This window comes from Pseudomonas orientalis (genome assembly GCF_022807995.1).
GTDB classification, from domain to species: Bacteria; Pseudomonadota; Gammaproteobacteria; order Pseudomonadales; family Pseudomonadaceae; genus Aquipseudomonas; species Aquipseudomonas orientalis_B.
Genome location: NZ_CP094351.1, coordinates 1,808,282 through 1,826,441, shown reverse-complemented (window position 1 = coordinate 1,826,441; position 18,160 = coordinate 1,808,282). Strand labels below are relative to the sequence as shown.

The 18,160-nt window shown below is 60.4% G+C and carries 17 protein-coding genes; 9 read left to right on the top strand and 8 right to left on the bottom strand.

The features are described from left to right. The first annotated feature begins 75 nt into the window (after positions 1 to 75). Complete coding sequence (locus tag MRY17_RS08120; protein ID WP_181284564.1) at positions 76 to 2,385, top strand: ATP-binding protein; 2,310 nt, start codon at positions 76 to 78, stop codon at positions 2,383 to 2,385. Positions 2,386 to 2,401: 16 nt separating this feature from the next. Here the strand turns inward: MRY17_RS08120 and MRY17_RS08115 are convergent, their stop codons facing one another. Then, positions 2,402 to 2,887 carry a glutathione peroxidase gene (locus tag MRY17_RS08115; protein WP_065885155.1) on the bottom strand — a complete coding sequence of 162 codons (486 nt, stop codon included), beginning with the start codon at positions 2,885 to 2,887 and terminating at the stop codon, positions 2,402 to 2,404. Positions 2,888 to 3,134: 247 nt separating this feature from the next. Further along, the gene (gene msrB / locus MRY17_RS08110) at positions 3,135 to 3,527 is read right to left on the bottom strand and encodes a peptide-methionine (R)-S-oxide reductase MsrB (RefSeq protein ID WP_181285485.1); all 393 of its coding nucleotides are present in this window, start codon (positions 3,525 to 3,527) and stop codon (positions 3,135 to 3,137) included. A gap of 202 nt (positions 3,528 to 3,729) precedes the next feature. On the opposite strand from msrB, the gene MRY17_RS08105 reads away from it, so the two are divergent. Together MRY17_RS08105 and htpX are read left to right on the top strand one after the other, a co-directional pair. Further along, on the top strand, positions 3,730 to 4,941 hold the full coding sequence (locus MRY17_RS08105) for a pyridoxal phosphate-dependent aminotransferase (RefSeq protein ID WP_065885153.1): 1,212 nt from the start codon (positions 3,730 to 3,732) through the stop codon (positions 4,939 to 4,941). A gap of 304 nt (positions 4,942 to 5,245) precedes the next feature. Continuing rightward, on the top strand, positions 5,246 to 6,133 hold the full coding sequence (htpX, locus tag MRY17_RS08100) for a protease HtpX (protein ID WP_065885152.1): 888 nt from the start codon (positions 5,246 to 5,248) through the stop codon (positions 6,131 to 6,133). A gap of 63 nt (positions 6,134 to 6,196) precedes the next feature. Here htpX and MRY17_RS08095 read toward each other — a convergent pair whose 3' ends face one another. Further along, the gene (locus MRY17_RS08095) at positions 6,197 to 6,826 is read right to left on the bottom strand and encodes a thiopurine S-methyltransferase (RefSeq protein ID WP_243353557.1); all 630 of its coding nucleotides are present in this window, start codon (positions 6,824 to 6,826) and stop codon (positions 6,197 to 6,199) included. 103 nt (positions 6,827 to 6,929) lie between these two features. On the opposite strand from MRY17_RS08095, the gene MRY17_RS08090 reads away from it, so the two are divergent. Beyond that, entirely contained in the window at positions 6,930 to 7,697 is a 768-nt protein-coding gene (locus MRY17_RS08090; RefSeq protein ID WP_243353556.1) for a DODA-type extradiol aromatic ring-opening family dioxygenase, read from the top strand. A gap of 105 nt (positions 7,698 to 7,802) precedes the next feature. Here MRY17_RS08090 and MRY17_RS08085 read toward each other — a convergent pair whose 3' ends face one another. Continuing rightward, entirely contained in the window at positions 7,803 to 9,476 is a 1,674-nt protein-coding gene (locus MRY17_RS08085) for a DEAD/DEAH box helicase (protein WP_065885148.1), read from the bottom strand. Positions 9,477 to 9,898: 422 nt separating this feature from the next. On the opposite strand from MRY17_RS08085, the gene MRY17_RS08080 reads away from it, so the two are divergent. Then, the gene (locus MRY17_RS08080; protein WP_181285482.1) at positions 9,899 to 10,690 is read left to right on the top strand and encodes a crotonase/enoyl-CoA hydratase family protein; all 792 of its coding nucleotides are present in this window, start codon (positions 9,899 to 9,901) and stop codon (positions 10,688 to 10,690) included. A gap of 116 nt (positions 10,691 to 10,806) precedes the next feature. On the opposite strand, the gene MRY17_RS08075 is transcribed toward MRY17_RS08080, so the two are convergent. Beyond that, positions 10,807 to 11,562, bottom strand: coding sequence for a spermidine synthase (locus MRY17_RS08075; protein WP_191952950.1), 756 nt, complete (start codon positions 11,560 to 11,562; stop codon positions 10,807 to 10,809). Between the two features lie 125 nt (positions 11,563 to 11,687). Between MRY17_RS08075 and MRY17_RS08070 the strand changes: the two genes are divergently transcribed. Continuing rightward, entirely contained in the window at positions 11,688 to 13,034 is a 1,347-nt protein-coding gene (locus tag MRY17_RS08070) for a class II 3-deoxy-7-phosphoheptulonate synthase (protein ID WP_243353555.1), read from the top strand. A 96-nt stretch (positions 13,035 to 13,130) separates the two neighbouring features. Here the strand turns inward: MRY17_RS08070 and MRY17_RS08065 are convergent, their stop codons facing one another. Beyond that, complete coding sequence (locus MRY17_RS08065) at positions 13,131 to 14,360, bottom strand: winged helix-turn-helix domain-containing protein (protein ID WP_243353554.1); 1,230 nt, start codon at positions 14,358 to 14,360, stop codon at positions 13,131 to 13,133. Positions 14,361 to 14,404: 44 nt separating this feature from the next. After that, the gene (locus MRY17_RS26390) at positions 14,405 to 14,611 is read right to left on the bottom strand and encodes a DUF1127 domain-containing protein (protein WP_347710228.1); all 207 of its coding nucleotides are present in this window, start codon (positions 14,609 to 14,611) and stop codon (positions 14,405 to 14,407) included. 97 nt (positions 14,612 to 14,708) lie between these two features. Between MRY17_RS26390 and MRY17_RS08055 the strand changes: the two genes are divergently transcribed. Continuing rightward, on the top strand, positions 14,709 to 15,563 hold the full coding sequence (locus MRY17_RS08055) for a LysR family transcriptional regulator (protein ID WP_124432029.1): 855 nt from the start codon (positions 14,709 to 14,711) through the stop codon (positions 15,561 to 15,563). On the opposite strand, the gene MRY17_RS08050 is transcribed toward MRY17_RS08055, so the two are convergent. Beyond that, positions 15,553 to 16,302 carry a sulfite exporter TauE/SafE family protein gene (locus MRY17_RS08050; protein WP_243353553.1) on the bottom strand — a complete coding sequence of 250 codons (750 nt, stop codon included), beginning with the start codon at positions 16,300 to 16,302 and terminating at the stop codon, positions 15,553 to 15,555. The two genes, MRY17_RS08055 and MRY17_RS08050, sit on opposite strands and share 11 nt — an antisense overlap. A 109-nt stretch (positions 16,303 to 16,411) precedes the next feature. On the opposite strand from MRY17_RS08050, the gene MRY17_RS08045 reads away from it, so the two are divergent. Next, positions 16,412 to 17,362 (top strand): LysR family transcriptional regulator, encoded by a 951-nt coding sequence (locus MRY17_RS08045; protein ID WP_181285552.1) that lies wholly within the window; start codon positions 16,412 to 16,414, stop codon positions 17,360 to 17,362. 79 nt (positions 17,363 to 17,441) lie between these two features. Then, positions 17,442 to 17,894, top strand: coding sequence for a MarR family winged helix-turn-helix transcriptional regulator (locus tag MRY17_RS08040; protein ID WP_181285475.1), 453 nt, complete (start codon positions 17,442 to 17,444; stop codon positions 17,892 to 17,894). Positions 17,895 to 18,160: the final 266 nt, after the last annotated feature.

Here is an 18,160-nt window from a genome sequence, read left to right as displayed (position 1 = left end):
CCGGGCAAGTCAGCATTGGTGGATGTTCAGCTATGCTTGCCGGGCGAAGGGAAACGTGAAGTGGTTCAACACTCGATGGATATCAAGTTCGCCCACCGCTTGTCTTATAAACAAGCCAGATTGACTGTGCTGGTCGGTTTCGTCTTGGGAACCTTGCTCAGTCTTATCCAAATCGGCATTGATTATGCCAGCGAAGACGCATCCATCAACCGTGAAATACGCTCGCTGATCGAAATCAGCCACAACCCCGCCTCGCGCATCGCCTATAACATCGATGCCGAACTTGCCCAGGAATTGACCCTGGGCCTGCTGCACTCCCCTGCCATTGTTCACGCCCAGTTGATCGACAACAACGGTGTGGTGCTGGCCGATGTCGACCGGCCGCGCCAGGAAAGCCATTATCGCCCGCTCAGCGATTTTCTGTTTGGCGCCAACCGTCAATTCGAAGACCGTCTGTACCTCGGCCATATGCCCAACGAATCCCTCGGCGTACTGCGCCTTGACGTAGACACCTACGCGTTTGGCGGCCGCTTCCTGCGCCGCGCCGAGGTCACGTTGCTCAACGGCTTTGTTCGCAGCCTGCTGCTGACCGGGATCCTGCTGGGCTTGTTCTACGTGATGCTCACCCAACCGCTGGTGCGCATTATTCGAGCGTTGAGCACGCGCAGACAGGCGCGCCTGGACTGCCCGCCAGGGCATGAGCATGACGAAATCGGCGTGCTGGTCAACGTCGCCAACCAGCAGTTCGAAAACCTGGAAACCGAGATTCAGCAGCGACGCCATGCCGAAGATCGACTTACCGAATACCTGGGCCAGCTCGAAGACATCGTTTCTGCGCGCACCCTTGAGCTCAAGACCAGCAACCAGCGCTTGAGCCAGTTCAATGATGAGCTGGAGGCTGCCAGATTGAATGCGCTGAGCATGGCCCAGGCGCGGGCGGCGTTTCTGGCCAATATGAGCCATGAAATCCGCACCCCGCTCAATGGCCTGCTGGGCATGATTGCCCTGTCGCTGGACAGCCCGCTCAACCCCGAGCAGCGCCAGCAACTGTCCATCGCCCATGACTCCGGCAAGGTACTGGTGGAGTTGCTCAACGATATCCTCGACCTGTCCAAGTTTGACGCGGGTCAACTGGAGCTTGAGCGCATCCCGTTCGACCTTGGCTCACTGGTGGAAGACACCGCCAACCTGTTGTCGCAAAACGCCGCGCCCAGTGTTGAACTGACCTGCCTGATCGACCCGTTATTTCCTGCCCAGGTCATTGGAGACTCGACGCGGGTACGGCAAATTGTCAGTAACCTGCTGTCCAATGCCTTGAAGTTCACCCGCTTCGGCCGCGTAGATGTGCGCCTGAGCCAACACGGCGAAGGGGTGCGCATTGAAGTCTGCGATACCGGCATCGGCATTGCCCAGGACGCCCAGGTCAAGATCTTCCAGCCGTTTACCCAGGCCGGTGCCGGTATCACGCGCCAATATGGCGGCACGGGCTTGGGTCTTGCATTGACCCATAACCTGTGCGAAGCCATGCAGGGCCGCTTGAGCATCAGTTCGGAGGTCGGCTTCGGCAGTCAGTTCTGCGTCGACCTGCCGCTGCCTGCCCACCTGCCGGCGGTTGCTCAAGCGCCATTGACGGGGGATGTGATCGTCATTACCAACCAGAGCAGCGGTTTGGGAGAGTTGCTCAGCACGTTGCTGCCCCACTGGGGACTGGCGCCGCGTTGCTATTGCATGGAAGACGACCTGAGCGGGCAGCATCCCGACCTGTTGATCACCGATTGCCCGGAGTGCCTGTTCCGCCTGAGGCCGGGCATTACCGCGCCGATCCTGGTGGTGACGGCCTATGGCAATTTCATGCCCGGCGAAGAAGTCGCGGCCCTGGCACCGCTGCAGCAACAAGCCCGACCACTGAGCCGTAATGCGCTGTATCAGATCCTGCAGCGTTATTTGCACAGCGACACGCAGCCGCTTCCAGACCCGGTCCAAATCGACGCCACCTCCCTCAGCCACCGCGCGCGCATCCTGCTGGTGGAGGACAACCCGGTCAATCAACTGGTGGCCAAAGGTATGCTCGGCAAGCTTGGCTGCGAGGTCATTGTGGCCGGCCATGGTGGCGAAGCCCTCAAGTGTCTTGAGGACCAGCGTTTCGATATGGTGTTGATGGACTGCAACATGCCCGTGATGAACGGCTACGAAGCAAGCCGGCAGATTCGCCAGAGCGGCCGCTGGCCGGACCTGCCGATCGTTGCCTTGACCGCCAACGCCCTCTCCGAAGAGCGTGAGCGTTGCCGTGCGGCAGGGATGAACGATTACCTGGCCAAGCCGTTTCGCCGAGAAGAACTCAAGGCCCTGCTGGACCTGTGGGTGCCTGAGACGACAAGCCTCTGAGCTGCGTCAGCATCTGTCATTTGAGCAGCGCTTCGATCTCCTGGCTCAGATCCTGAGGCTTGGTGGTCGGTGCAAAACGCTTGACCTGCCTGCCATCACGCCCGATGAGGAACTTGGTGAAGTTCCACTTGATGTTCTTCGAGCCCAGCAGTCCCGGCGCCTGTTTTTTCAACTGCACGAACAGCGGGTGGGCATCACTGCCGTTGACGTCGATCTTTTTGAACAAAGGGAAACTGACGCCGAAGTTCAGCTCGCAGAACTCCGCTATCGCGCCTTCATTGCCCGGCTCCTGCTTGCCGAACTGATTGCATGGAAAGCCCAGCACCACCAGGCCCTGGTCCTTGTATTGCTGCCAGAGCTGTTCCAGGCCCTTGTACTGCGGGGTGAAACCACACTTGCTGGCGGTGTTGACCACGAGGATGGCCTTGCCGGCGAAATCGGCCAAGGTCTTTTGCTCACCCTTGATCGTGGTGCAAGGGATGCTCAGCAGGTTGTCGCTCATGGCAGTGACTCTGGCAAAGGGGATGCAGAAAGATAGTCCGCAATTGAATGGTGTACAAACTAATAAGCGGGAATGATGACGCCCCATCAACCCAGAACCCAAGGCATTTTGTAGGAGCGAGCTTGCTCGCGAAAAACTCACAGGCACCGCGTTCATTCAGAAAGCACGCGTTATCGTTAACGTTTTTCGCGAGCAAGCTCGCTCCTACAAAGGGCGGTGTACGCTTAGTGGCCAAACAGGCGCTTTCTCAGCGCGGCACCAGGTCCAGGCACACCGAGTTGATGCAGTAACGCAGGCCGGTCGGCGGCGGACCGTCCGGGAACACATGCCCCAGGTGTGCATCACACTTGGCACAGGTGACTTCGGTGCGAATCATGCCGTGGCTGACATCGCGAATCTCGACCATGGCACGATCGTCAATCGGCTCGTAGAAGCTGGGCCAGCCGCAACCTGAATCGAACTTGGCGGTGGAATCGAACAGCGGCTCATTGCAGCAAATGCAGTGGTACACGCCGTCGGTCCTGGTCTCGTTGTACTTGCCGCTGAAAGGTCGCTCGGTGCCCTTGAGACGGCACACGTTGTACTGCTCCGGATCGAGCATGGCTTTCCATTCTTCAACGGTTTTCTGCAGCTTTTCCATCGATACACCTCGGCAACTGAAAAACCCTGATCTGTGGCTTTTCCGTGGATCAGGCGGCACGTATGATTGCGCCTCTTCAAAACGCCAGTCTGGCACCCGCACCACCGGCATTCAAACGTATTTAAAGGTGCGGGCCGCGCAGGATTCACAGTACGGTAGTGTCCACGCCGTCTGGATCGTTCATTTTCAGGATCACATCGCCATGCAGGTCAGCAAATCGAACAAGCTCGCCAACGTCTGCTACGACATTCGCGGCCCGGTGCTCAAGCACGCCAAACGCCTAGAGGAGGAAGGACATCGCATCCTCAAGCTGAACATCGGCAACCCGGCGCCCTTTGGTTTCGAAGCGCCCGACGAAATCCTCCAGGACGTGATCCGCAACCTCCCCACGGCCCAGGGCTACAGCGACTCCAAGGGCCTGTTCAGCGCACGCAAGGCGGTGATGCAGTATTACCAGCAGAAGCAGGTGGAAGGTGTCGGTATCGAAGACATCTACCTGGGCAATGGCGTGTCCGAGCTGATCGTGATGTCGCTGCAGGCCTTGCTCAACAACGGCGACGAAGTACTGGTACCCGCGCCGGATTACCCGCTATGGACCGCTGCCGTGACCCTGGCCGGTGGCCACCCGGTGCATTACCTCTGCGACGAAGGTGCCGACTGGTTCCCTGACCTGGCCGATATCAAGGCCAAGATCACCCCGAACACAAAGGCCCTGGTGATCATCAACCCGAACAACCCCACCGGCGCCGTGTACTCCAGAGAAGTGCTGCTGGGCATGCTCGAACTGGCGCGCCAACACAACCTGGTGGTGTTCTCCGATGAGATCTACGACAAGATCCTCTACGATGACGCCGTCCATGTGTGCACCGCCTCCCTGGCACCCGACCTGCTGTGCCTGACCTTCAATGGCCTGTCCAAGTCCTACCGCGTGGCAGGATTCCGCTCCGGCTGGATCGCCATTTCCGGCCCCAAGCACAACGCCCAAAGCTATATCGAAGGCATCGACATGCTGGCCAATATGCGTCTGTGCGCCAACGTGCCGAGCCAGCACGCGATCCAGACCGCACTCGGCGGCTACCAGAGCATCAACGACCTGGTCCTGCCCCAAGGCCGCCTTTTGGAGCAACGTAACCGCACCTGGGAGCTGCTCAACGCAATCCCGGGCGTCAGCTGCGTGAAGCCCATGGGAGCGCTGTACGCCTTCCCGCGGATTGACCCGAAAGTCTGCCCGATCCTCAACGACGAAAAATTCGTGCTCGACCTGCTGCTGTCGGAAAAGCTGCTGGTAGTGCAGGGCACCGCATTCAACTGGCCGTGGCCGGATCACTTTCGCGTAGTGACCTTGCCGCGCGTGGATGAACTGGATATGGCCATCGGTCGCATCGGCAACTTCCTGAAGTCCTATCGCCAGTAAGGGAAAGGCTGCCGTCCGACTCTCATTTGGTCTTACAGCGATTATCTGGCAACACTTCTCTGGCAATGAGGGTCTCGGACCGGAAGATGGCATCGCGCCAGCCGCCCTGCCCTAGTGTTAACGGGACGTGCGACACGCCAGGCGGCTAATCGGCAAAGGATTTTTTGTGGGAAATTCCCTTCAAGGCGCTACATTTTCGCTGTAGGACACAGTTTGAAATAGTCGCTCGGTTGAATCACCCCAGGCCGCACCTTATATACCCCGCAGTAAGCGACATATTAAGCATGAGGAGAACTCTACAACCATGATGCGCATCCTGCTGTTCTTGGCCACTAACCTGGCAGTCGTACTGATTGCCAGCGTCACCCTGAGCCTTTTTGGCTTCAATGGGTTCATGGCGGCCAACGGGGTTGATCTGAACCTCAATCAGCTGCTGATTTTCTGTGCGGTCTTTGGTTTTGCCGGTTCGCTGTTCTCGCTGTTCATCTCCAAGTGGATGGCGAAAATGAGCACCAGCACCCAGATCATCACTCAACCACGCACTCGCCATGAACAATGGCTGATGCAAACTGTGGAGCAGTTGTCTCAAGAAGCAGGCATCAAAATGCCCGAGGTAGGGATTTTCCCTGCTTATGAGGCCAACGCGTTCGCCACCGGCTGGAACAAGAACGACGCACTGGTCGCCGTCAGCCAGGGCCTGCTGGAGCGTTTCTCGCCGGACGAAGTCAAAGCGGTGCTGGCACACGAGATCGGCCACGTGGCCAATGGCGACATGGTCACCCTCGCGCTGGTGCAGGGCGTGGTGAATACCTTCGTGATGTTCTTTGCACGGATCATCGGTAACTTCGTCGACAAGGTGATCTTCAAGAACGAAGAAGGCCGCGGTATTGCCTACTTCGTGGCGACGATCTTCGCCGAACTGGTCCTGGGCTTCCTGGCCAGCGCCATCGTTATGTGGTTCTCGCGTAAACGTGAGTTCCGCGCAGACGAAGCCGGCGCACGCCTGGCGGGCACCAGCGCGATGATCGGCGCACTGCAGCGCCTGCGCTCCGAACAAGGCCTGCCGGTGCATATGCCGGACAGCCTGACCGCCTTCGGCATCAACGGTGGCATCAAGCAAGGCCTGGCGCGTATGTTCATGAGTCACCCGCCGCTGGAAGAGCGGATCGACGCGCTGCGTCGTCGCGGCTGATAAGGCTGAGGCCGGGTAAGCCGAAAAGGGGCGATTGGATCGCCCCTTTTTTGTGGGCGCGATTCAGACCTTGGTCAACCGGTAAACCCGCTCGAACTTCCAGCTCTCGCCCTGAATGTCCTGTTCTTCGAGCCTGTCCAACGCCCAGTGTCCGCCGAGCAACACGTGCACTTCGTCATCGCTGACCGCAAAGGGCGGCCCGGCCTTTCGCATCTGGTCGTAATCGAGCGTAATCAACAAGCCTTTGGCGCCACTGCCCAGCAACGCATTGAGGCGTTCGGTGTATTGCGCCCGCATCAACGGCGGCAATGCGATCAACGCTGCGCGGTCATACAGCGCACTGCAATCAGCGACTGACTGTGCGTCGAGGGCGAAGAAATCCCCACACCACACTTCGATCAGGCTCGTCTGGTACACCTTGAAGCCGCCCCGTTGGCTGATCTGCGGCGCCAGCCCCTGCTCGCTGAAGAACGCCTCAACCGCCTGCTCGGACAGTTCCACACCCATCACGTGGTAGCCCTGACTGGCCAGCCATACCAGATCCAGGCTTTTGCCACACAACGGCACCAGCACCTTGGCCCCGCCCGCCACTCCCAACTGCGACCAATATCGCTGCAGATAAGGGTTAACCTCAGGCAAATGAAAGCCAATCTGGTTGCGTGCCCAACGGTCCCGCCAAAACTCAGGTTCCATGAATCACCTCGGAAATTCGATCAAAAGGCGCTAAAACTTATATTAGATTCTGATTGATGATCTGTCTGAAAATGGGCCTATGTTAATGCCCAGGACCCATCCTATGCTTCCCAGCCTGTTTATCTCCCACGGTTCGCCCATGCTCGCCCTGCAACCCGGCGCCAGCGGCCCGGCACTGCAACGTCTGGCGGCCGAACTGCCCCGCCCAAAGGCGATTGTGGTGGTATCGGCGCATTGGGAGAGCCGCGAATTACTGGTCAGCGGCAGCGCCGCCCCAGAAACCTGGCACGACTTCGGCGGCTTCCCCCGCGAGCTGTTTGCCGTGCAGTATCCAGCGCCGGGCGACCCACAGCTGGCCACTGACATCGTCGAGCTGCTGCATGCCGATGGCTTAGGCGCGCACATCGATGAGCGCCGCCCCTTCGACCACGGCACCTGGGTGCCACTGTCGCTGATGTATCCGGCGGCGGATATCCCGGTGGTGCAAGTGTCGCTGCCCAGCCGCATGGGCCCGGCGCTCCAGACCCGGGTTGGGCATGCGCTCGCCGGCCTGCGCGAGCAAGGCGTGTTGTTGATCGGCTCCGGCAGCATCACCCATAACCTGGGCGAACTGGACTGGCGTGCAGGGCCTGAGACCATCACGCCATGGGCACTGGAGTTCCGCGACTGGGTTGTCGACAAGCTGGCGGCCAATGATGAAACCGCGTTGCACGATTATCGTCGACAGGCCCCTCACGCCATACGCAGCCATCCCAGCGATGAACATTTGTTGCCGTTGTACTTCGCGCGCGGTGCAGGCGCAGATTTCAGCGTAGCGCACCAAGGCTTCACACTGGGCGCCCTTGGCATGGACATCTATCGTTTTGGCTGACGCCCGTCCCACACCGATCAATTACTGGTCATAAGTTCCAGGCATAAAAAAATCCCCGAACCAGTCGGGGATTTTTTATGTGCGATCAATCAGCCCAGGGGCGGATCAATCTTCGCGGTAGCGACGCAGCTTCAACTGCTTGCCGGCAACGCGAGTGTCTTTCAGCTTGGCCAGCAGTTTTTCCAGACCATCTTCCGGCAGCTCCACCAGGGAGAAGCTGTCACGGACCTGGATGCGACCAATGGCTTCACGTGCCAGGCCACCCTCGTTGAGGATAGCGCCCAGCAGGTTCTTGGCGGCGATACCGTCACGCGCGCCCAGCGCGGTACGGCAACGCGCACGACCTTCGGCCAATGGAACCGGAGCACGACGCTCGCGATCACCACGGTCCGGACGGTCGCCGGTACGCTCTGGACGATCACCGCGTGGCGCGTTGTTCGGTACCAGTGGGCGTTCTTTCTCGATGGCTGCCAGGGTCAGGGCCTGACCGTTGGTGGCTTTGCGCAGCAACGCTGCAGCCAGGGCACGCGGGGTGCAACCGATATCGGCGGTCAGGCGGTCCAGCAGGTCGCCGTGGGTCGATTCAGCGTCAGCCACCAGTGGCGCCAGGCTGTTGGTCAATTTCTTGATGCGCGCATCGAGAACGGCCTGGGCGTCCGGCAGACGCACTTCGGCAACTTTCTGACCGGTTACACGCTCGATCACTTGCAGCATGCGGCGCTCACGCGGAGTCACCAGCAGCAGTGCACGGCCCTCGCGACCGGCACGGCCGGTACGGCCGATACGGTGAACGTAGGATTCAGGATCGTAAGGCATGTCAACGTTGAACACGTGGGTGATACGTGGAACGTCAAGGCCACGAGCGGCAACGTCGGTCGCCACAACGATGTCCAGACGGCCATCCTTGAGGGAGTCGATCACGCGCTCACGCTGGTTCTGGGCGATGTCACCGTTCAGCGCAGCGGCCTTGTAGCCTTTGGCTTCCAGGGCGCTGGCCAGGTCCAGGGTGGCTTGCTTGGTGCGCACGAACATGATCAGCGCATCGAAATCTTCGACTTCCAGCAGGCTCAGTACAGCCGAGGTCTTCTGGTCAGCGTGAACCAACAGGTGAGCCTGTTCGATCGCGGTAACGGTCTGGGTCTTGGTCTGGATCTTCACATGTTGCGGATCGCGCAGGTGGCGTTCGGCAATGGCGCGGATCGACTGCGGCAGGGTGGCCGAGAACAGCACGGTCTGACGGGTCGGTGGCAGTGCCTTGAAGATGACTTCCAGGTCATCCATGAAGCCCAGCTTCAACATTTCGTCGGCTTCGTCGAGAACCAGGTGGTTCACGGTCGACAGGACTTTCTCGTCACGACGCAGGTGGTCGCACAGACGGCCCGGGGTGGCGACAACGATCTGTGCGCCGTTACGGATGGCTTTCAGTTGTGGGCCCATGGGCGCGCCGCCGTAAACGGCCACAACGGTTACACCTGGCATTTGCTTGGCGTAGGTTTCGAAAGCGGTTGCTACTTGCAGCGCCAACTCACGGGTTGGCGCCAGGATCAGGGCTTGCGGCTCGCGCTTGGCAGGATCGATGCAATGCAGAATAGGCAGGGCGAACGCGGCGGTTTTACCGGTACCGGTTTGCGCCTGGCCAATCATGTCCTGGCCGGCCATGATGATCGGGATCGATTGCTGCTGAATAGCCGAAGGTTCTTCGTAGCCAGTCGCGATGACAGCGGCGAGAATGTTCGGGTTGAGATTAAAAGCGGCGAAGCCGCCGGTTTCCTGGGTCATGGGTCTGCCTCTAAGTGCATCCGCAAAGACCCATGCTCCAAAGCTGCGCATGCCGTGTTGAGACTCAAGAGTCGCCCTGGCTGCTTTGTCGGCGGGGATTTGCGAAAACGAATGAATGAAAAAGATTCGTCAAGGGAGAGTCCGCTGTGCGGACGTGCAGCCGAAGCTGACTTCGGGGAATTGCGCTACCTAAACGCGGCCCGGTTAAAGGCCGGCGCGCACTATACCGGAAATAGCTGAAAAAGGGAGCTTTTTTTATCGCAAAACACTGAGAAACCGTGCGGTGTCACAGCCTTTGCAGATAAGTGCGCCAGGGTCTATTTTTCACAAGCCCGGCCCTGTTGGTTATCACGCTTAAACGATTCACCTGTCCAGGCCAGCCCTTTGGTCTGAAACCCCATCCGCGCCCGAGGGCACACCCGATGAATCAAGCCAGTACCAGCCGCGTCAGCCGTGAACTCCAGGGTCATGTCCTGCTGTTGGGACTGGATCGAGTGGCCAAGCGAAATGCTTTCGACCTGGACCTGCTCAACGAACTGAGCATGGCCTATGGCGATTTTGATCGAAACGATGATGCGCGAGTTGCCGTGGTGTTTGCCCATGGCGACCACTTCACCGCCGGACTCGACCTGGCCAATGTCAGCGGCGTAATGGCCGGCGGCTGGCAACCGCCCCTGGGCGGCTGCGACCCCTGGGGCGTGTTCGCAGGCCCCAGGGTCAATAAGCCGGTGATCGTTGCCGTCCATGGCTATTGCCTGACCATCGGCATCGAACTGATGCTGGCGGCGGATATCAACCTTTGCGCCAGCAACACCCGCTTCGCACAGATGGAAGTGCAGCGTGGGATCTTTCCGTTCGGCGGCGCGACATTACGCTTTCATCAGATCGCCGGCTGGGGCAATGCGATGCGCTGGTTGCTGACCGGCGACGAGTTCGACGCCCATGAAGCCCTGCGTCTGGGCCTGGTGCAGGAAGTGATGGCCAGCGAAGACCTGCTGCCCCGCGCCATTGAATTGGCCAATCGCATCGCACGCCAGGCGCCGCTTGGCGTGCAGGCGACACTGATGTCGGCGCGGTTGGCACACACGGAAGGCGAGACCGTGGCGGCGGCCGCATTGCCGCCGATGGTGGATAAATTGCTCAACAGCGAGGATGCCAAGGAAGGCGTGCGAGCGATGATCGAGAAGCGGCCGGGGGTGTTCAAGGGTATTTGACTTGGCAGTACTGGCCTCATCGGGGGCAAGTCGAATCGTCGCACCGCCCCTCCCACATTTGAAATGCATTCCAAGTGTGGGAGGGGGCTTGCCCCCGATGGCGTCGGTACAGGCAACTAAGTCGCCGGTCGAATCGCCTTGATCAACGCCTGCAACGAATACCCCAGACGCGGCGCCAAAGCTTCTGCACGAAACACCAGCGCCTCCAGGTCCAACTCCTGATCCAGCTCCGAAGGCACCAGCAGAATCACGTTGCCCTCCTTCACCGGCAGTTCCCAGTAATGCCGGTGGTACAACCCACGCAACAACGCCGCGCCCAGCGGCTTGCCATCGTCGGTGGCCCACTGGTTGATCACCAGCCAACCGCCGGGGTTGAGCTTCTTCTGGCAGTTCTCAAGGAAGGTCCAGGCCAGGTGGCCGACGCCCGGCCCTACATCGGTGTACAGGTCGACGAAGATCAGGTCGGCAGGTTCGGCGCTTTCGAGCAATTGCAGGGCATCGCCGATGCGGATATACAGGCGCGGATCATCGTCCAGCCCCAGATATTCCATCGCCAGGCGCGGTACGTCGGGGCGCAGCTCGATGGCTTCAACATCGTCAAGCGTCAGGAACTTGAGACAGGCCTGGGTCAGCGTGCCGGCACCCAGGCCGAGGAACAGCGCACTTTCCGGCTGCTCATGGCATAGCGCCCCGATCAACATCGCGCGGGTGTAGTCGTATTCCAGCCAGCTCGGATCGGCGGTAAACACACAACTTTGCTCGATGGCGTCGCCAAATTCGAGAAAACGGTAATCGGCCACTTCCAGCACACGGATCATGCCGAAATCATCATGGACTTCGGCCAGCAGGCGCTCCACACGCTCCTCGCTCATCACTACTCCTAACGGGTTTGCTGCAGGGCAAAGTGCGCGATTGTCAGCCAAGCGACGTCGGCAGGTCACGCACTAATTGCTGCTAACATTGACGTCCGAACTTCAACCTACCCAACGAGTGCATGATGAGCCAACCCTGGAGCCCCGACAGCTGGCGTGCCCTGCCGATCCAGCAACAACCCCGGTACCCGGATGCCGCGCACCTGCTGCACGTGGAGCAGAGCCTGGCCAGTTACCCGCCGCTGGTGTTTGCCGGAGAAGCCCGCGAATTGCGTCGCCAGTTTGCCGAAGTGACCCAGGGTCGCGCCTTCCTGCTGCAGGGCGGTGACTGCGCCGAGAGCTTTGCCGAGTTCTCCGCCGCGAAAATCCGTGACACCTTCAAAGTGCTGCTGCAGATGGCGATTGTGATGACCTTCGCCGCCGGCTGCCCGGTGGTCAAGGTCGGACGCATGGCCGGTCAGTTCGCCAAGCCGCGCTCGTCCAACGACGAAACCATCGATGGCGTCACCCTGCCCGCCTACCGCGGCGATATCGTCAATGGCATCGGCTTCGACGAAAAGAGCCGCGTGCCGGACCCGGACCGCCTGTTGCAGAGCTACCACCAGTCCACCGCCACCCTTAACCTGCTGCGCGCCTTTGCCCAGGGCGGCTTCGCCGACCTGCACCAGGTGCACAAGTGGAACCTGGACTTTATCGCCAACTCCGCGCTGGCCGAAAAGTACAGCCAACTGGCCGACCGCATCGACGAAACCCTGGCCTTCATGCGCGCCTGCGGCATGGACGATTCGCCGCAACTGCGCGAGACCAGCTTCTTCACCGCTCACGAAGCGTTGCTGCTCAACTATGAAGAAGCCTTTGTGCGTCGCGACAGCCTGACCAACGACTACTACGACTGCTCGGCCCATATGCTCTGGATTGGCGACCGTACCCGTCAGTTGGATGGCGCTCATGTCGAATTCCTGCGCGGGGTGAACAACCCGATCGGGGTCAAGGTCGGCCCGAGCATGAACCCGGACGACCTGATCCGCCTGATCGACATTCTCAATCCGGACAACGACCCTGGCCGCTTGAACCTGATCGCACGCATGGGCGCCAATAAGGTTGGCGACCACCTGCCGGAGCTGATTCGCGCCGTGCAGCGCGAAGGCAAGCAAGTGCTGTGGAGCTCCGATCCGATGCATGGCAATACCATCAAGGCCAGCAGCGGTTACAAGACCCGCGACTTTGCGCAGATCCTTGGCGAAGTGAAGGAGTTTTTCCAGGTCCACCAGGCTGAAGGCAGCTATGCCGGCGGCATTCATATCGAGATGACCGGGCAGAACGTCACCGAATGCATCGGCGGCGCACGGCCGATCACCGAGGACGGTTTGTCGGACCGCTATCACACTCACTGCGACCCGCGAATGAACGCCGATCAGTCGCTGGAACTGGCGTTCCTGATTGCCGAAACCCTGAAACAGGTCAAGCGTTAGATGGGTGTCGCCTGGACCGGCGCCAATCGGGGGCAAGCCCCCTCCCACATGTGGAGCGCATTCCCCTGTGGGAGGGGGCTTGCCCCCGATGGCGCCCTAAAGTCCAGCATCCATCTTGAGCATTGCCACGCGTAACCGCGCGGCACTCGGCCGCTGGCAATTGAGCTTGACCTGTTTCAGCCCCAGCCAATCGGCCATCTGGCGCAGGTTCAGCGCCAACGCCAACATGCCCGGCTCATCCAGCCCCCCCTCCTCCTCGTGCACCGCATGCACCGCCAGGCAGCCGTTGGCCCGTTCGGCGCGCACATCAACGCGCGCAGCGATCCGCTCGTTGTGCAAAAACGGCAGCACGTAATAGCCGTACACCCGCTTGTGTTGTGGGGTGTAGATTTCAAGGCGGTAACGGAAATCGAACAGACGCTCGGTACGGGCACGCTCCCAGATCAACGAATCAAAGGGCGACAGCAATGCGCTGGCCGGCACGCTACGTGGCACTTTCGGCTCCGCAAGGCAATACGCGGACTGCTTCCAGCCCTGCACCTGGCAACTCAGCAATTGCCCCTCCTCGACCAACTCGGCCAAGCGCTGGCGACTGTCGACGGGATCGAGGCGGAAGTAATCGCGCAGGTCTTTTTCCGTGGCCACGCCCAATGCGCCGGCGCTGTGCAACAACAAGCCGCGCAGGGCCTCGGCTTCGCCCACGAAGGTTTGCAGAATTTCGTTGGGGATCACCCGCTCCGGCAAATCGTACAGGCGTTCAAACCCTCGCCGCCCCGCCACGGTGACCAGACCGGCTGCAAACAGCCATTCCAGCGCATGCTTCTCGTCACTCCAATCCCACCAGGGCCCGGCGCGCTCCTCGCGGGTTGACAAGCTGCCCGCGCCCAATGCGCCCCGCTGTTCGACGGCCTGCAGAACGCGCTGGACAGTGTCCTGTCGCTCACGTCCGAACCGCGCCATTTGCGCATAAATCCCCCGCCCCTGTTTGGCCCGCTCCATGCGCCAGCGCATCAATGGAAACATTGCCATGGGCAACAGCGAGGCCTCGTGTCCCCAGTATTCGAAGAGCGAGCGCCGCCGCCCCTGGCTCCAGGCGGCCTGTTCGAGCATCAAGGGGGAATAACCGCCCAGGCGAGAAAACAGCGGCAGGTAATGGGAACGCACCACCGCATTGACCGAGTCGATCTGCAGCACGCCAAGGCGTTCGATCAGGCGGTTAAGGTGTGCGGCTTTTTTCTGCGCCGGCGGCTGGCGCCCGGAAAAGCCCTGGGCCGCCAGCGCCATGCGGCGTGCCTGCTTGAGGGAAAAGGAGAGGACGGCGGGCATGGATGGCTCCTTGAATGCTCGCGCCTACCCTACTGCATCCCGGGTCACTTGCGCAGCGGGTCGTCCCAGAAATGCCGATGGATCTCCTGCTCCACGTCGACACGGTTGAGCCCGATATCCTTGAGCGCATCATCACTCATGCCCGCCAGCATCCGGCGTTCGCGATGCAAAGCCGGCCAACGCGAAATGCTGTGAAGCAGCCCCGACAACGGCGACCTTGCCCTCATCCCATGATTTTTTTGACCTTTCATCTTCTCGCCCTCCAATGGGGATGACGCGAGTGTGAGCCTGGGCCTATGATCAATCCAACGAATGTTTCTTATGTAATACATCTCGGAGATTGATCAATTGTCGACTTACCCGAGCATCGACACAGAAGTGCTGCGCACCTTCGTCGCCATCGCTGACCAAGGCGGTTTTACTCGGGCCGGGGAACTGGTCAACCGCACTCAATCGGCGGTGAGCATGCAAATGAAACGCCTGGAAGAGGATGTGCTGCAGCGCAAGCTGTTCGAACGCGACGGTCGCCAGGTGCGCCTCACGCCAGAGGGCCAGGTGTTGTTGGGTTACGCACGGCGCATTCTGAAATTGCACAGCGAGGTATTCAACACCCTGCGCGAGCCGCATATGGTGGGGTTGGTGCGCATCGGTACGCCGGACGATTACGTGATGCGCTTCCTGCCGGGCATTCTCAAACAGTTTTCCAAGGCCTACCCGCTGATCCAGATTGAGCTGCACTGCGAGTCGTCATCGGTGCTGATGCAGCGACGCGACCTGGCATTGACCGTTATCAGCCGCGAGCCCGGCAACGATCTGGGGGAATTCCTGCGTACGGAACGCATGGTGTGGGCCGCCGCGCCGTGTTTTTGCGTGGACGACCACGAGGCCCTGCCGCTGGCGGTTTCCGGCGGCGACTGCCTCTATACGCAGTGGGCCCAGACAGCGCTGGACATGGCCGGGCGGGGTTATCGCCTGGCCTATCACAGCTCCAATGGCGCGGCGATCCTGGCGGTGGTCAGTGCCGGCCTGGCGGCGATGGTCAGCATGGAAAGCCTGGTGTCCCAGGACCTGCGCGTGCTCGGCAGCGACGAAGGCTTTCCGCCCTTGCCGGCGATGAACCTGCGCTTGCTGCGCAACCCGCAAATGACGTCGCCCATTACCGAATGCCTGGCTGAATATATTGTTGAAGGGTTCAGACTTTAAACGTCAGCATCACCGCGCACACCGCCAGAAAGCCACAGAACAAGCCCCGCAATACACGCTCGGGCAGCGCATGAGCGACTTTCACGCCCCAACTGATGCTGAGCAGGCCGCCCACCGCCAACGGCACGCCAATCAGCCAGTCCACTTCGTGATGCCAGGCGTAAGTGACCAGGGTTACGCCGGTACTGGGCAGCGCCAGCGCCAGGGACAAGCCTTGGGCGATCACCTGGCTGGTGCCGAAGACGCTGGTCAGCACCGGTGTGGCCACCACCGCGCCACCGACACCGAACAATCCGCCCATGGCGCCTGACGCTGCGCCGAGTACGCCCAGCCACGGCCAGGAATAACGCATTTGCGCGGTCGGCGGTGCATTACGGGTAAACATGCGCACCAGATTGTAGGCCGCCAGCACCACCAAAAAGACGATAAACCCGATCCGCATCGCCCCGGCATCCAGGCCGACCGCCCAGATCGAACCCAGCCAGGCGAAGCTGAATCCCATCGCGCCTAATGGCAAGGCGTGGCGCAGCTCTATGCGGTTGCGCTGGTGATACCGCCACAGGGCCAGCATTACGTTCGGGACCACCATCACCAGCGCCGTGCCTTGGGCGATCTGCTGATCGAGACCGAACAGCACACCCAGCACGGGGATAGCGATCAGCCCGCCGCCGATGCCAAACAATCCGCCTACCGTGCCGAGAGCCGCGCCCAACACCAGATACATCATTAAATCCAACACCGCTCGTTACTCCGCCAATCCCGAAGCCTGCATGCTACGCACTCGGCTCTAGCGCGGAAACGCACAGCAACGCACAATGGCTATGCCAACCTCGCACAAGCATGAACTAATGAACCCCAATGCGCTGACCGACCAACTGAGCCTGTTTCTCGATGTACTGGAAACCGGCAGCTTTTCCGCCGCCGCGCGCCGCCATCCATTGACCCCCTCGGCAGTGGCGCGGCGTATCGACAGTTTGGAAAACTCTGTCGGCAGCCGCTTGTTTCAGCGCAGCACCCATGCCGTAGTTCCCACTCCGGCCGGCCTGGCCTTTGCCGAGCGAGCGCGTCGGATTGTCGGCGAGTTGCAACTGGCACGCGCCGAAGCCGTGTCCCTGAGCCATGCGCCGGAAGGCCTGATCCGCGTGGATGCACCGGCGGCGTTCGGGCGGCGGCACCTGGCGCCGGTGATTGCGGATTTCCTGCAGGTGTACCCGGGGCTGGATGTGCACCTGCATCTGATCGACAGCTTTGTCGATATGCAGGGCACGCACTTGGGCAAGGTCGACCTGGTGCTGCGCGCAGGGCATATTGCCGACACCCGGCTGATCGCCACGCCGCTTGCCAGTATCGTGCGCATTGCCTGCGCCAGCCCGGCTTATCTGAAAAGCCGGGGTACGCCAACGCACCCGCGGCAATTGAGCGAACACGACGGCCTGGACTGGGACGGGCTCGCGCCGATGTTTGCCTGGCGCTTCGAACTGGATGGGCGCCGCGCCATTTATCGTCCTCGTCGTATCCGCATGAGTGCCAACAACGCCGAGGCCCTGCTCTGCGGAGCCTTGGCGGGGTTGGGTATTGCACACCTGCCCACGTGGCTGGCCAGTGAATACCTGGTGCGTGGCGAGCTGTTGCCGTTGTTTTGTGAAACCGGTCTGCCCAGCCCGGAAACCACCGGAATCTACGCACTACGCCTGGAACAGCAACCCAATGCACGCAGTCGGTTACTGCTGGAATACCTGAAATCCCGTTTCAGCCCTGTGCCACCTTGGGATCTGGCACTGCAAAGCGGCCTGGTCTGACCATCGGGGCAGAATTATCTGGCGCATCAAAGATTTGCCCGCTAGATTCCCGCTCATACCGGCTTTTCGAGGCACCGCCATGAGCAAAAATCCCAATCCTTGCGAATCCTTGATGCTGGATAACCAGCTGTGTTTCGCGTTGCACTCCACCTCGCTATTGATGACCAAGGTATACAAGCCCCTCCTTCAGGCTCTCGGCCTCACCTACCCGCAGTACCTGGCCATGATGGTGCTGTGGGAAGAAGACGGTTTGACCGTCGGTGAAATCAGCAATCGCCTGCTCACCGATCCCGGCTCCCTGACGCCGCTGCTCAAGCGCCTGGAAGCCGAAGGCCTGTTGAGCCGCACCCGCAGCCGTGAAGATGAACGCGTGGTGGTGGTGGAGTTGACCGCTGCCGGGCGGGCGCTGCAGGACAAGGCCATGGGCGTTCCACAATGCATCTTGGGCGCCAGCGGGCTGGAACTGGAGCAGTTACGCAAGCTGCAGGCGGATCTGATTGCCCTGCGCAGCAACCTGCAGAGCGCAATCTAAAGAAGCAAAATACTGAACCTGTGGGAGGGGACAAATCCTGTAGGAGCGAGCTTGCTCGCGAAAAACGTCAACGATAACGCGTGCTTCCTGAATGAATGCGGTGTCTGTGAGTTTTTCGCGAGCAAGCTCGCTCCTACAGACGGAGGTGTACCCTTAACTGACTGGCATTAGGTTTTGCCCCCTTCGCATTGTTTTCCCGTCGCCTGAAAAATACTTGTGAATTTATCTTGCGCGCAAAACATTAGCGCTATACATTCATCCCACCA

What these genes read in the sequence shown, in the direction of transcription:
- MRY17_RS08120 (WP_181284564.1), top strand. Translation starts at nt 76, where the DNA reads ATGGATATCAAGTTCGCCCACCGCTTGTCTTATAAACAAGCCAGATTG.
- MRY17_RS08115 (WP_065885155.1), bottom strand. Translation starts at nt 2,887, where the DNA reads ATGAGCGACAACCTGCTGAGCATCCCTTGCACCACGATCAAGGGTGAG.
- msrB (WP_181285485.1), bottom strand. Translation starts at nt 3,527, where the DNA reads ATGGAAAAGCTGCAGAAAACCGTTGAAGAATGGAAAGCCATGCTCGAT.
- MRY17_RS08105 (WP_065885153.1), top strand. Translation starts at nt 3,730, where the DNA reads ATGCAGGTCAGCAAATCGAACAAGCTCGCCAACGTCTGCTACGACATT.
- htpX (WP_065885152.1), top strand. Translation starts at nt 5,246, where the DNA reads ATGATGCGCATCCTGCTGTTCTTGGCCACTAACCTGGCAGTCGTACTG.
- MRY17_RS08095 (WP_243353557.1), bottom strand. Translation starts at nt 6,826, where the DNA reads ATGGAACCTGAGTTTTGGCGGGACCGTTGGGCACGCAACCAGATTGGC.
- MRY17_RS08090 (WP_243353556.1), top strand. Translation starts at nt 6,930, where the DNA reads ATGCTTCCCAGCCTGTTTATCTCCCACGGTTCGCCCATGCTCGCCCTG.
- MRY17_RS08085 (WP_065885148.1), bottom strand. Translation starts at nt 9,476, where the DNA reads ATGACCCAGGAAACCGGCGGCTTCGCCGCTTTTAATCTCAACCCGAAC.
- MRY17_RS08080 (WP_181285482.1), top strand. Translation starts at nt 9,899, where the DNA reads ATGAATCAAGCCAGTACCAGCCGCGTCAGCCGTGAACTCCAGGGTCAT.
- MRY17_RS08075 (WP_191952950.1), bottom strand. Translation starts at nt 11,562, where the DNA reads ATGAGCGAGGAGCGTGTGGAGCGCCTGCTGGCCGAAGTCCATGATGAT.
- MRY17_RS08070 (WP_243353555.1), top strand. Translation starts at nt 11,688, where the DNA reads ATGAGCCAACCCTGGAGCCCCGACAGCTGGCGTGCCCTGCCGATCCAG.
- MRY17_RS08065 (WP_243353554.1), bottom strand. Translation starts at nt 14,360, where the DNA reads ATGCCCGCCGTCCTCTCCTTTTCCCTCAAGCAGGCACGCCGCATGGCG.
- MRY17_RS26390 (WP_347710228.1), bottom strand. Translation starts at nt 14,611, where the DNA reads ATGAAAGGTCAAAAAAATCATGGGATGAGGGCAAGGTCGCCGTTGTCG.
- MRY17_RS08045 (WP_181285552.1), top strand. Translation starts at nt 16,412, where the DNA reads ATGAACCCCAATGCGCTGACCGACCAACTGAGCCTGTTTCTCGATGTA.
- MRY17_RS08040 (WP_181285475.1), top strand. Translation starts at nt 17,442, where the DNA reads ATGAGCAAAAATCCCAATCCTTGCGAATCCTTGATGCTGGATAACCAG.